The 12,114-nt window shown below is 59.1% G+C and carries 13 protein-coding genes and 1 pseudogene; 7 read left to right on the top strand and 7 right to left on the bottom strand.

What is annotated here, in order from left to right:
- Genes MWC30_RS11785 through MWC30_RS11775 form a run of 3 tightly spaced genes read right to left on the bottom strand, consistent with a single transcriptional unit; the run spans position 1 to position 3,020 of the window.
- Positions 1-252, bottom strand: a complete 252-nt coding sequence (locus MWC30_RS11785; RefSeq protein ID WP_244084381.1) for an acyl carrier protein — start codon at positions 250-252, stop codon at positions 1-3.
- 34 nt (positions 253-286) lie between these two features.
- A complete protein-coding gene (locus MWC30_RS11780) occupies positions 287-1,246 on the bottom strand; it encodes an NAD(P)-dependent oxidoreductase (RefSeq protein WP_244084380.1) in 960 nt (319 codons plus the stop codon).
- Positions 1,247-1,253: 7 nt separating this feature from the next.
- Positions 1,254-3,020: a fatty acyl-AMP ligase gene (locus tag MWC30_RS11775; RefSeq protein ID WP_244084379.1), complete on the bottom strand. Its 1,767-nt coding sequence runs from the start codon at positions 3,018-3,020 to the stop codon at positions 1,254-1,256.
- Positions 3,021-3,291: 271 nt separating this feature from the next.
- On the opposite strand from MWC30_RS11775, the gene MWC30_RS11770 reads away from it, so the two are divergent.
- Positions 3,292-4,365 (top strand): radical SAM/SPASM domain-containing protein, encoded by a 1,074-nt coding sequence (locus tag MWC30_RS11770; protein ID WP_244084378.1) that lies wholly within the window; start codon positions 3,292-3,294, stop codon positions 4,363-4,365.
- 128 nt (positions 4,366-4,493) lie between these two features.
- Here the strand turns inward: MWC30_RS11770 and MWC30_RS11765 are convergent, their stop codons facing one another.
- Positions 4,494-5,222, bottom strand: a complete 729-nt coding sequence (locus MWC30_RS11765) for a lipopolysaccharide kinase InaA family protein (protein WP_244084377.1) — start codon at positions 5,220-5,222, stop codon at positions 4,494-4,496.
- 224 nt (positions 5,223-5,446) lie between these two features.
- On the opposite strand from MWC30_RS11765, the gene MWC30_RS11760 reads away from it, so the two are divergent.
- The 4 genes from MWC30_RS11760 (at position 5,447) to MWC30_RS11745 (ending at position 9,115) form a co-directional block, all read left to right on the top strand.
- On the top strand, positions 5,447-5,740 hold the full coding sequence (locus MWC30_RS11760) for a hypothetical protein (protein WP_244084376.1): 294 nt from the start codon (positions 5,447-5,449) through the stop codon (positions 5,738-5,740).
- Positions 5,741-5,938: 198 nt separating this feature from the next.
- Complete coding sequence (locus tag MWC30_RS11755; RefSeq protein ID WP_244084375.1) at positions 5,939-6,562, top strand: rhodanese-like domain-containing protein; 624 nt, start codon at positions 5,939-5,941, stop codon at positions 6,560-6,562.
- Positions 6,563-6,576: 14 nt separating this feature from the next.
- Entirely contained in the window at positions 6,577-7,095 is a 519-nt protein-coding gene (locus MWC30_RS11750) for a YeeE/YedE thiosulfate transporter family protein (RefSeq protein WP_244084374.1), read from the top strand.
- Complete coding sequence (locus MWC30_RS11745; protein WP_244084373.1) at positions 7,088-9,115, top strand: rhodanese-like domain-containing protein; 2,028 nt, start codon at positions 7,088-7,090, stop codon at positions 9,113-9,115. The genes MWC30_RS11750 and MWC30_RS11745 overlap by 8 nt, the downstream gene beginning before the upstream one ends.
- Positions 9,116-9,195: 80 nt before the next feature.
- On the opposite strand, the pseudogene MWC30_RS11740 reads toward MWC30_RS11745, so the two are convergent.
- Positions 9,196-9,330: pseudogene (locus tag MWC30_RS11740) on the bottom strand (DUF6444 domain-containing protein); the annotation flags it as partial.
- 96 nt (positions 9,331-9,426) lie between these two features.
- Between MWC30_RS11740 and MWC30_RS11735 the strand changes: the two are divergent.
- Together MWC30_RS11735 and MWC30_RS11730 are read left to right on the top strand one after the other, a co-directional pair.
- Positions 9,427-10,065: an SCO family protein gene (locus tag MWC30_RS11735; protein ID WP_244084372.1), complete on the top strand. Its 639-nt coding sequence runs from the start codon at positions 9,427-9,429 to the stop codon at positions 10,063-10,065.
- Between the two features lie 17 nt (positions 10,066-10,082).
- The gene (locus MWC30_RS11730; protein ID WP_244084371.1) at positions 10,083-10,709 is read left to right on the top strand and encodes an ABC transporter substrate-binding protein; all 627 of its coding nucleotides are present in this window, start codon (positions 10,083-10,085) and stop codon (positions 10,707-10,709) included.
- A gap of 57 nt (positions 10,710-10,766) precedes the next feature.
- Here MWC30_RS11730 and MWC30_RS11725 read toward each other — a convergent pair whose 3' ends face one another.
- A complete protein-coding gene (locus tag MWC30_RS11725) occupies positions 10,767-11,075 on the bottom strand; it encodes a hypothetical protein (RefSeq protein ID WP_244084370.1) in 309 nt (102 codons plus the stop codon).
- A gap of 278 nt (positions 11,076-11,353) precedes the next feature.
- Complete coding sequence (locus MWC30_RS11720; RefSeq protein ID WP_244084369.1) at positions 11,354-11,842, bottom strand: hypothetical protein; 489 nt, start codon at positions 11,840-11,842, stop codon at positions 11,354-11,356.
- Positions 11,843-12,114 lie beyond the last annotated feature (272 nt).

Below are 12,114 nucleotides of genomic sequence, written 5' to 3'. Positions count from 1 at the left end.
TCAAGCCTCGATTTCCTGCTGGATTTGCAGAACGAAATCCCTGACCGTCCGAATTTGTGAAAGCTCGTTCAGGGGAAAGGATATGTCGAAGGCGTCCTCCACTTCTTCCACAAGCTGCAGGGCCGCCAGAGAGTCGAGGCCAAGATCGTTGACGAGCTCGGTCTTTTCCTCGATGCGCACCGGAGATTTGACAACGCGCCCGAGGAGTCGCCTCACTTCTTCCAATATCTCTCCATAATCCGCTGTGGACATCGCCTTCAACCCTCCATCATTCCTCGACACTCCCTCACCCCAGCGTGCGAAGCAGCCCCTCGCGCAAATCGACTTCGGGACCCCACCCGAAGGCGTTGCTGAACCGGCCATTGCCGCAGGTCCAGTCCGTGTGGCAGAGCTCCCTGACCTTACCCGGCGTCAGCATGGGACGGTAGCCGGTTACTCGGGCAGCAGCGGCATTGAGGAGCGCCGCAGCGTGCAGGACCGTCCGCGGGATATCGATCCGACGAACCGGGCGTCGGTAGAGATTCGCAACGATTGTCCGAACCTCTTCCCAGCAATATCCACCCGGCTTTCCATCATGAATTTCAAAGGAGGCGGCGTTCCCCTCGCCGCTCCTGATCCAGACTTGGATCGCTCGCGTGAGATCGGTGATGAAAACCAGCGAAAAACGCCCGGATCCTCCTCCCGGGACAAAAATCATTCCCCGCCGCATCCACCGGAGCATTGGGAGCAGCTCACGGTCTCCCGGCCCGTAAACGGCTGGAGGACGGAGGATCGTCCAGTGGAGGCTCCCTCCGGCGCTCCGCAGGATCTCTTCCCCCTGCCGTTTGCTTGCGGCATAAGGTGAAAGGTCGGGAGCCCCGGCCGCCAGGGAGGAGATCAAAAGAAAGCGCCGGCACTCCTTCGAGCTCCGGGCCGCCTGCACGAGCCTTTCAACCCCGACGACGTTGGCGGCCGCAAAGTCGACGGGAGAAACCCCGCGCACGGCCCCCGCACAATGGACAACAGCTGAGGCACCGTCCACCAGCCGTTCCAGAGCCTCCAGGCTGCTCAGTTCGCCGCAAACCCAGGAGAGGCCGGGGGCCTCGAAGCGGAAATGGAGAGAAGCCGGACGCACCAACGCCCGAACACGCAGCCCTCCGTCCAGGAGGCAGCCAATGAGGGCTCGCCCGATGAAGCCGGTCCCCCCCGTGACGGCAATCGTCGCAACCGGCTCGGATGGCCAATTTTCTTTCAGGGAGCACCCCATCAATCGGCTAGCCTCCCATCTGAGCGGCAGCAGAAAAAGGAGATGCGAACAGTCCGACATTGCGCTTCAGGAAATCGGCTCGGGCCATGGTCCTGGAAACCTTTCCCGACGATGTCAAGGGCAGGGTATGTGGGGAAACGAGCTCAACCATACAGTCGAAGCCGAACGCTTCCCGGACGCGTCCACGAATGACCTCCACAAGCCGACGGCGTGCTCCTTCATCCGACTGGCGACACTGCACCACCAGGACCACCGTCTCCTCATCATTCAACCCCGCAATGGAAAAGGCGGCAACGTCGCGCGAGCGGATTTCCGGCAGCTGCTCCACAAGAAATTCAATGTCCTGAGGCCAGATGTTCCGGCCGTTGATGATGATCAGGTCCTTGCGGCGGCCGGTGATGACCACCTGACCTCCCACCAGATAGGCCAGATCGCCGGTGTTGAGCCAGCCATCCGGGGAGAGGACCTCGCGGGTGGCTTGGGGATCGTCCAGGTAGCCGGCCATGATGCTGGGGCCGCGCACATGCACTACTCCGCACTGCCGCTCGGGCAGAGCGCGCCCCTCCTCGTCCCGAATCTCCAGTTCATGCCCGGGAAGGACCGATCCGCACATCACCAGCTCCTTGGCCTCCCGGCAGGAGGCAGCGCCCTCCACGGGAACAGCTCGGCCGCTCCTGGTCAGGGCCTCCACGTCGATCCGGTCGACTTCGATGCCCCTGCCGATGGGCGCAAAGCTGATCGCCAGGGAGCATTCCGCCATTCCGTAGGAGGCGACAAAGGCGCGGGAATTGAAGCCGGCCGGCGCCAGAAGCTGAGCAAACCGATGGAGGATATCCGGGCGCACGGGCTCAGCGCCCGTGCCGGCGATGCGCCAGGAGCCGAGATCATACTGCTCCACATCGGACGGGCGGATCCGGCGCGCGCACAGGGCGTACCCGAAGGTGGGGCTGTAAGATATGGTGCTTCTGTTCCTGGAAATCAGCGCCGGCCAGAGGCGGGGGCGCATGGCGAAATCGTTCGTGCTGAGGTAATCGACAGAGAGCTGTGACGCCATGGGAGCCAGGAGAAAACCCACCAGCCCCATATCGTGATAGAGGGGAAGCCAAGAGGTGCACCGGTCTCCCGGACGGATACGGAGGCCGTACCGGATGATGGCGGACAGGTTGGCCATGACCGCTTTTTGAGTGATCACCACGCCATGAGGGAAATGTGTGCTGCCGGAAGTGTACTGCAGGTAAGCGATTTCATCGGGGCAGGGGGAATGCAGGGGGAGACTTGCCTCCGGCAGCGCATCATAACTCTCGGGCTCCCCAACGTATTTCAAATGCAGGCCGGCGACGGCCTCGGCGAGGAAGCGATAAAAGAAGCCAGTGGCCATGGCCGCGTGAGCCCGGCAGGATCGCACAAATTTGCGCAGGTTCTCGATGATGGCCTGACGTCCGCCCAAGTGAATCGAGGCGGGAAGGGGCACCGGAATCAGGCCGGCGTATTGGCAGGCAAAGAAAAAACGGACGAAATCGGCGTCGGTGGAGGCAACGAGGGCCATGCGACTGCCCGGGGGCAGGCCCAGTCCCATGAGCCTGCGGGCCAGCCGGCGAGCCCGTTCCCGCAACAGCGCATAAGTAAGTGGGACTGCAAGCTCCCCTCTTCCTGAATAGAAATTGATCCCCGTCTTTCCCTCGGCGGCATAATCCAGGGCTTCCATGAGGGTCCGGAAATCGCCCGGGCGCAAGGAGAGGGTGTTTTCAGTGGGAGTTTTTTCCCCTTCGTTCATAAACCTGAAACCTCAAGAGAATGGAAGATCATTCATAGCTGGAGCGTCGACGATCCCAACCGTCATGAAGGCCTCCTTGAAATCAAATATCGTACACGTGGTAATCTTCAGCGGGAACTGAGTTTTTATCACATGTTCATTCCCGAGTCCATTGAGAAATCTCCCCTTTTGCGCCGGGAGCGGGCGGATATCCATTGACACTCTCTACCATTTTTTATACTCATTCCGGAAGAATCAACGACTTGTCAACCCACCAATTGGAATCGCGCGCATGAGAGTCCACCAGCTCGAGAGAAGCATCCGCCAGGTCAGAAACATGCTTCTGTTCAACGTATTTTCCCTGCTGGGGAAAGAATTCATCCCCGACCCGCGCAAGGCTGTCAACATCGAAGTCACGAGCATTTGCAATCTGAAATGCCGCTTTTGCGCCTACCAGAAAAAAGTGGCCCCGAAGGTCCGCATGTCCAACGAGTTTTTTGCCGGATGCGTCGAGCAGGCCGTCCGGATGGGGTTTAAAGCCTTTCACCTTACGCCCGTCACCGGGGAAGTGTTCATGGATGGGCAGATCTTCGACAAACTGCATCTTCTCGAAAGCCACCCGGGAGTAGAGTCCTACGACTTCTTCACCAATTTCACCCTCCCAAGCCATGACGACATCAACCAACTGATGACACTGAAGAAACTGTCTCACCTGACCCTCAGTGTCTACGGCCACGACCTGGAAAGCTTCATGGCCGTGACTCAGGCCGGGGAAAATGTCTACGGCCAACTGGTCGACCATCTCCAGTTCCTGCTGGACAACGTGGACCGTTGCCCCTGGGCTCTGGAAATCGGCTGGAGGTCCTATCACAGGATTCCACGCGGGCTGCAGAGCGAAATAACCCGGCTGCTGGATCAATTCAGGGGCAGGGGGATCAAGGTGAGGAGATCCCAGGTCTACAACAACTGGGGAGGATACGTCAGCAACGAGGATGTGAAAGGCCTGGACATCGATATCAACAGCCGGCCGTCCTACAAGAAGGGGGCGTGCACCATGCTCTTCGACAGCATCATGATCATGGCCGACGGCACGGTCAACGGGTGTCCCTGCCGGGACGCCGACGCCTCGTTGAAGATCGGGGACCTGCACCGGCAGCCCCTGGCGGAGATCCTCTCGAGCCGCAACCAGGCCTACACGCAGCTCATCGATGGACAGCAGAAAGGAATCTATCCTCCCGTTTGCAGGAATTGCGACTTCTACAAGAGCATTTACTCCTACCGATCGTCAAGAAAGCACGGACGCCCGCCCATGTCGCTGCGGGAATTCCACGAAGTGATTGCAAGGGACGCATCGGAAAGGGGTTGAACGATTCCTCCCTTGTAGGAGCGGCATCCTGCCGCGACGGCGCTCCAGTCGCGGCAGGATGCCGCTCCTACAAGGGACAAAGGCGATCAGATCAAAAGATCCGAACCCCAGCGCAAATGCCCCCGGGTCTATTGAGGCAGGGAGCCCATGACGGCTTTTGCCGCATCATGGGCTTCCGGACTGACTTCGAGAAGCTTGCTCAAGAAGTGTTTGACGTCCTTGCGAAAATTGTGTCGAAACCAGGGGCTGTCGAATCGATGAATCCGCATATGGTCCAAATCGATCAATACGGGGGCGTTGTCGATGAAAATCATATTCCTGTGCTGAAAATCATCATGGGTGACCCGCGCCGCACGGAGCTGCTTCAACAACCCTTCAACGTTCTTCAAGGCCGGCTCCCAGGCATCGTCGTGCGTCTTACCCTCTGCGAAGAGATCCCGCCCCTGAACCCCGTCGACATACTCAGCAATGAAGCACGTTACACGACGTATGGGACCAAAGCGCCTGATGAGGACTGCCACGGACCTCGGTGTCGGGATGTGATGCTCTGACAGGTAATGGCTGTTCTTCCAGGAGCGCAAGGCACGGCTTCCGCGGAACGACTTTTTCAGATCGTACCAGAATCCCCTCAGGTTATATCGTTTGACGACGAATTTTTTCCCGTCGATGGACACCACGCCGACCGTCGATGTGTCACCGGATATCCCCTTGAAAAAGGGACCGGAGCTTTTGGCCAGATGCGCATCGGGATCGGCAAGCAATTGCTGCATCGCCGGTGTGAGATATTCACGCCTGCAGACCGAAAATACACGTAGAGATTTATGGACGACCATTTCCGAGCTGTCTTTATACCCCATCCAAAACGTCTCCTCAGAAGTAAGCATGGCAATTGTGTGGAAATTTGCCGTTTTTTTCAAGCAGGATCGCGTCAGGCTTCTGCCCCTGAAGCATATCTCTCTTCCCGTTCCCCCTTAGACTGTTGATTGGCAACGATCCCAGCCAGTGATTAGCTTAAATTTCATAGTGGTAATTTGCTGTTTCCAGAAAAGTCGGACCATAAGACTGAAAGGTGGTGTTAGAATTGGAAAAAGCCAAACTTCAGAGAATGGATTACAGGACCCTCATGGATCTTGCCCTCTCGAGGAACATCAGAGTGCTGGAAGCCAAAGGACTGGATATGAGAAAGGGCATCCGATTCCACAAGGACGGCACGGATTGGATTGCAGTGGATAGGGACCTGCCCGTCAACGAGAAGACCAGATCACTGGGGTTTCTTTTGAATGAAGACTCCCGGTTCACCGCAGACGCCATGGAAAAGATGGGAGAATTTGAAAGGGCGGTCCCCATGACACCCGTTCTCACCTTGTGCTGCTGATAGACAGGGACTTGAACTGTAGTAAAGCGTTCGGCGGGTGGCGAATGCCGGCCCGCCGAGCTGTTTTTTGTAAGGAACAAGCAATGACTCGCTCCGGCGGCTTCGCCGCAGCTCCCGCGCCTGCGCGAGCCTCACCGATTTATACCGGTTTCCGTTAAGAATTGAACATCAACCTCAAACGAACCAGAGGAGGATCCATTGAACAGGGTAAAAGCTTCCATTGCACGCCTGCTGTTCCTGTCCATGTTCGCTTCAGCACTAACAGCCCCCGGTACTACAGCCGCACAGCCCATGGCTGATTCCAAATCGGCTGCCACACCCCCCAAACGAGAGATCAGGCTTCCCGAGCGCATAGCACCCTCCGCCGTGAAGCAGCTGATCATAGACCTGCCGGGCACCTTCGACCTGGTGGACATTCGGCCGCCGGAGCAGTTCAAAGATTACAGCATTCCGGGGTCCGTCAATGCCGATGTGGCGGACGTCCTCTCCAATCCGGCCTATCTCACGGGCGCGGGGCCCCTCATCCTGGTGGACCGGGACGGGTCCCTGGCCATGGCCGTAGCAGGGATCCTTTCCCAGAAGACCCAGCGGCCCATCAAGGCGTTGCATGGAGGACTCCAGGCTTACTGGGAAGCTTCGGAGCTCAAACGGGCCGTCCAGGAAGTTCCCATGGGGAGTCCAGGCGGCGCGCCCGCTTCCATGGGCCAGCAGGATAAGCTGAATGCGCCGCAGCAGGCCGCTCCGACGCCGGCAGGCCCGGCGCCGGTTCCTCCTGTCCCCCTTACACCGGCCCCGGCCAAGAGCAAGAGCGCGGGGTGCTGACCATGAGCCGAGACATGAAAAAGAACCCACTCAATGGGGAAAACATGAATCCTTACCTGGCGGGAGTCCTCCTGGGGTGCACCCTGCTGGCGTCGTTCCTGGTCCTGGGCGCAGGGCTGGGAGCCTCCGGCGGCCTGGCAAGGTTTGCGGCAGCCTTGGAAGGCTTCGTCGCCCCCGGGCACACCCTTTCCAGCGAGTACTTCGGCCGCTGGGGAGCCCATCCCCTGCACTATTATCTCGTCTTCATGCTCCTGGGGACGTTTGCGGGCGGCTTTTTCTCGGCCCTTCAAGCCAATCGGCTGAGCATCCAGGTCGAAAAGGGCTTGAAAGCCTCGCCGCGTCTGCGACTGGGCCTGGCACTCGCCGGCGGCATCCTGGTGGGGTTTGCAAGCCGCCTGGCCCAGGGCTGCACCTCGGGGCAGGCCCTCACAGGAGGCGCCATGCTGCTCACGGGAAGCATGGTCTTTCTCGTCTGTGTCTTTGCAGGAGGATACGCGGCAGCTCACCTGGTGAGGAGGCAGTGGAATGATTGAGACTTTCTTCGGACTGGGACAGTTGGATTCACCTGCCGGTTATTTTGCCGCACTGGTGCTGGGGTTATGCTTCGGATTCTGCCTGGAGCGAGCGGGCTTCGGGAGCTCCAGGAGGCTCGCCGGCATTTTCTATTTCACGGACATGGCGGTGCTCAAGGTCATGTTCAGCGCCATGATCACCGCCATGCTCGGCCTGGCCTACTGCCTGGCGCTGGGATGGATCGAGCCCGGGAGCCTGTATTTCATGCCTACGGTTTACGGCGCCCAGGTCGTCGGGGGACTCCTGTTCGGAGTGGGATTCGTCATGAGCGGCTGGTGCCCGGGAACAGGAGCCGTCGGCGCAGCCTCGGGAAAGCTCGATGCCCTCGTCTTCCTGGGAGGGGCACTGGTGGGCTCGATCCTTTTCAACAAGCTCTTCCCCGTCATCAAGCCCCTGTATGCCTGGGGAGAGTCGGGCGTCCTCTTTGTTTACGACAGCCTGGGCGCCTCCAAGCCGGCCTTTGTGCTCGTTCTGACCGTCGTTGCCGTGGGCTGCTTCTGGGGTGCCGAAGCCGTTGAAAAGAAAAGAGTCGGTGGAGGGCACTACCTCAACAGCCCCTTTCTCAAAACCTTCAGCGCCGTTCTCGTCTTCCTGGCGGCCGCACTCTTCATTTTGCCGAGCGCTCCCGGGAACCTGGCAGGAGCATCGGCCGGAGAGTCGGGAGCCGGGCGCGCCGGCGCTGCCCTCCCCGCCCGGGAAACCAGTCTTCTCCAGCAGATCGAAAGTGCCGGCGACCACATGGACCCGGTGGAACTGGCGGATCGCCTCATGTCCGGAGAGCAGGGCCTGCAGGTCATCGATCTCCGCACCCCCGATGAATTCAAAGCGTTTCACATCCGGGGGGCGGTTAACGTTCCCCTGTCGCAACTGCCGGACTATCTTGCCCCCACCCGAAACGAGGGGATCGTCGTCCTCTATTCCAACGGCATGACGCACCCCGCTCAGGCGAGGGACGCCCTCAGCCGGCTCGGCTTCGAGAACGTTTACATCCTGACGGACGGCTTGCAGGGATTCATGGATGCCTGTCTGAAGCCCGCATCCCTGCGCTCGGAGCCCCTGCCGGCCGAAATGGTGTCACGCATCGACAGGTGGCGGCGCTATTTCACTTCTCCTGCAGAGACGGCCAAAGCAGGGGCGGAAACGCTCCCTCCCCTCCCCGCTGTCCCCCTGCCTGGAATCATCCCCACCGACTGGCTGGGCGAGAATCTCGGCAAGAACGGGATTAGGGTCATCGATGTCCGCAGCCAGCCGGAATACAACACGGCGCATATTCCTGGATCCATCTATCTCTCGGTGGACAGTTTTCGCGGAGTCGTGGGGGGGCTGCCGTCCATGCTCCTCCCGGCGGAAATGCTCGCCCTGCACCTGTCCCACATGGGGATCACCCCTTCGGACCTCGTGGTCGTGGTGCCGGGCGGGGACAAGACCCAGGACGCCACCCTCGTGGGCATGGCCTTCGAGCGGCTGGGGCACAAGCGCTACGAAATCCTGGGGGGCGGGTTCGGAAAGTGGGTTGCGGAAAAAAGGCCCCTGGACAACCGCCTGCCCCAAATCACCCCGTCACATTATCCCCCCGTGGGGAACTCCGACACCTTCACGGTGGACTATCGGGCGGTTCTGAAGGTGGTCCGGGAAGGCGGGGGAATCATCCTGGACGTGCGGCCGGCGGACTATTTTTCCGGCAAGAAGTCGGATGAAGCCCGTGGAGGCCACATTCCCGGTGCCATCAACCGGCCCTTTACCGAAGACATCCGGAAGAATGAATCCTTCAGCGCCTTCAAACCGGTGGATGAGCTTGCGGCTGCCTATGAAAAGCTCATCCCGACGAAAGCCACGAAGGTCATCGTCCACTGCCGCACCGGCCACCAGGCCAGCCAGACCTTTTTTGTCCTCAAGAACCTCCTCGGCTACACCCACGTGCTCTATTACGACGCCGGATGGACGGAATGGGCGGCCCGCCCTGAACTGCCGGTGAAGTAGGATCCCGGGGGCTGCCTGGAAAGCAATGGAGCCATACATTTCTCGCAGAACGCAGGGTAATGATTCCGAACGTCGTCCCTCTGCTCAACGGGAAGGAGTTCTCGGCTATGACCTTTGTGACCTTTTTGGCCGCCTGGATAGCGCATGGATTTCTTCTTCCCGAGCTTGACTACTCCCGGTCCATCAGAGGAAGGCGGTTTGGATGAGTTTGTCGCGGCAGGATGCCACGCCTACAAATACAAAGAGATAAAGTCATACGCTTGCGTAAAGGTGATCCTCGGTACCAGGCGGTAGAAAAGAAGGGCCTATCCATGAAACGCATACGACTGATATTTCAATCCCTGCTGCTCAGCTTCCTGATGCTTACCTCCGCCCAGGGGCAGGAGGTCAAACAGGATTCCGCGACGGGGGGACAACAGAGGACGGCTGAGGATGCCGATTTTCAGCCCTTCATGAATGTCAATGTACAGCTCTACGACCTGGAGCTGGTGACCCAGGAGGGCAAGCGGGTTAAGTTCAAGAGCGATGTGGTTGCCGACAAGCTGGTGGCCATGACCTTCATTTTCACGACCTGCACCACCATTTGCCCCATTTACAATGCCATCTTCAGCCAGCTCCAGACCCTGCTGGGAGAGCGCATGGGAAAAGATGTCGTCATGGTCACTCTCACCCTGGACCCTACGCGCGATGTGGTTGGGAGGATGAAACGGACGGCTCAAAAATTCGGGGCCCAGCCGGGATGGCTCTATTTGACAGGGGAAAAGCCCAATGTGGACCAGGTACTGAAGGGGCTTGGAGCCTATTTTCCGAATTTCGAGGAGCATCCACCCATGGCTCTCGTGGGGGATGGGAAAACGGGAACATGGAAGCGCTTCAACGGCTTTCCCAGTCCCGAGCAGGTCCTCGCCATGATCGACGAGCTGCAGGCGGCGCGCGGGGCAGGTCGTTAGGAGGACAGAATGAGACATTGTCCTCCTGCGTAGGGTGGGCTGTTGCCCACCCTACAATACTTTCGGCGCAGAGTGGTGGGCAGAGCCCACCCTGCGGCTACAACGCTTCCTCCCTTGCCGGCAGGCTCCAGCAGGAGGAGACGGACGTGCTGTTCTACCTGGGAACCGGCGGACTGAAGGCCCTGCTGGAAGAGGCTGGAAAGCTGAACCGGTTCCCGTATGTCTTCATGCCGGGGGCTCATGTTCAGGAGGAGATGTTCCAGGTTCCCCCGGCGTTCCAGAAGAAGATTTACCTCTCCTACCCCATCCTGCCTTCGGATCAAACGCCGGGCGGCATGTCCGAATTGAAGGCGCTCCTGGAAAAGCACAACATTCCCATGAAGCACTGGACCTCTCAGGCTTCCGCCCTGAGTGCGGCGAAGGTATTGGTGGAGGGACTGAAGGGGGCGGGAAGGGATCTCAGCCGGGCAAAGCTCATGCGCTCCCTGGAGCAGCTCTACCAGTTTCAGACCGGGCTCACCCCGCCCATCACCTTCGGCTCAAACCGGCGCATCGGTGCGTTGGGCGCACACGTGGTGACCCTGGATCTCGAAAAGAAGGATTTCGTGCCTGTCGGCGGATGGGTTGCGGTATCCGGGATGTAAACGGTTAGACTCATCCGGCAAAGGGAGAGAAGGAGCAGGGTCCGCTTCCCTGCGGTATCACTTCTTGTCCCCCTCCTCCACCAGCACCAGCAGCTGCTGGTCCCCCAGGGAAAAGGCCTCCTTCACCTTGCCCTGCACCGTGATCTGTGCCCCCTTGCGAGGCAGGGTTTTATCGGTCACCACGGCGATCTGCCCGGTCTTATCCCGTACGACAAAATACTTGATCACCATGAAGCTGAAGACTTCCGTGACTTCTCCGGACACGGATACCGACTGGTCTGCATACTTGCGAGGGTCTTCCAGGATTTTGGCAATGGGCGTTGGAAAAAGCGCATCACAGCCTCCCAGCAGAAGACAAAGCAACATGAAAATACTCCACGACCTCAAGCTCTTTTTCACCGGAATCCCTCCTCGGCGCATCCAGGGGAACGTTGACCTCCTCAGTAACACTCGTTGAATTCTAGAGAAATGGCGCTGATTGTCAATGCTCATCGCGCAGATGTGGATGCCCGTGCTCCTGAATGGACGCTGGTGGAGGAGAGCGGTTCGGACAGAGGGAGGACCCTATAAAAAAGTGGCGGCGTATTTAGGATCCTGGGCGGACGAGCTGCCGGAGGGCGGCAGCTCGCCCGCCCAGGATCGGTCTAATTTTTGGAGGAACCGGTACGGAACCATCCCGTCTGCTTGTTCACCTGGATTTTTTCCACCTGAGAGCCGTCCTTGCCGAGGATCTGGGCTTCGTAGTACTCTTTTTCATCTGTCAGGGTGCCGAGCTTCAGGTTGGCATCTCCCTTTTCGTTCAAATAATCCTGGAGCAATCCCCTGGCTTCGTCCTGAGAAACAGATTTCCCCTGCCGGTAAGGGCAATCCGCCTGGCGGGGACAGTTCTTCCAGCCCTGAGGCCCCATGCCCTTTCCCATGCCCTTGCCATGGTGCATCCTGCCCCCTCGCATGCCGGAATCCGCCCAGGGACAAAACCAGCCGTCCGCAGTCGCCGCGCCCTGCCCCATGCGTGGACAGTTCCAGGTTGTCCCCTGGGATTGCCCTTGAGATGCATCCTGCGCGTAAACCATCCCCACGAACGGCGAGGCAAACCATGCACACAAGACGACCCATACCATAAGCTTCTTCATTTTTTTCTCCTGTCGCTTTTCCTGAGACTCATTGACTGTTCGCGCCATCCTGGCGCCTTGACGATTCCTTTGCTCACTTGCGGAGGCTATAGAGCAGGAAGAATGCCAACAGGGGGGAAACGGGATATCGCGTTCAGCCGCTGCAGGTCCTCCAGCCAGGGAAGGGGTGGGTGCAGGCGCACGGATGAGCAAGCATAAACATCTTAAATGAATATATTTTTTGCTTTAAATCCTCTGGAGTGCATGAAGGAACGGCGGCGCCCCCCGTATGC

The sequence above is a fragment of the Desulforhabdus sp. TSK genome, assembly GCF_022836495.1.
Lineage (GTDB): Bacteria > Desulfobacterota > Syntrophobacteria > Syntrophobacterales > Syntrophobacteraceae > Desulforhabdus.
This window is presented reverse-complemented; position numbering and strand designations above follow the sequence as displayed.

Coding starts and splice junctions, on each gene's coding strand:
- MWC30_RS11785 (WP_244084381.1), bottom strand. CDS start 252: ATGTCCACAGCGGATTATGGAGAGATATTGGAAGAAGTGAGGCGACTC.
- MWC30_RS11735 (WP_244084372.1), top strand. CDS start 9,427: ATGAAACGCATACGACTGATATTTCAATCCCTGCTGCTCAGCTTCCTG.
- MWC30_RS11725 (WP_244084370.1), bottom strand. CDS start 11,075: ATGTTGCTTTGTCTTCTGCTGGGAGGCTGTGATGCGCTTTTTCCAACG.
- MWC30_RS11765 (WP_244084377.1), bottom strand. CDS start 5,222: ATGGGGTATAAAGACAGCTCGGAAATGGTCGTCCATAAATCTCTACGT.
- MWC30_RS11745 (WP_244084373.1), top strand. CDS start 7,088: ATGATTGAGACTTTCTTCGGACTGGGACAGTTGGATTCACCTGCCGGT.
- MWC30_RS11750 (WP_244084374.1), top strand. CDS start 6,577: ATGAAAAAGAACCCACTCAATGGGGAAAACATGAATCCTTACCTGGCG.
- MWC30_RS11720 (WP_244084369.1), bottom strand. CDS start 11,842: ATGAAGAAGCTTATGGTATGGGTCGTCTTGTGTGCATGGTTTGCCTCG.
- MWC30_RS11780 (WP_244084380.1), bottom strand. CDS start 1,246: ATGGGGTGCTCCCTGAAAGAAAATTGGCCATCCGAGCCGGTTGCGACG.
- MWC30_RS11775 (WP_244084379.1), bottom strand. CDS start 3,020: ATGAACGAAGGGGAAAAAACTCCCACTGAAAACACCCTCTCCTTGCGC.
- MWC30_RS11770 (WP_244084378.1), top strand. CDS start 3,292: ATGAGAGTCCACCAGCTCGAGAGAAGCATCCGCCAGGTCAGAAACATG.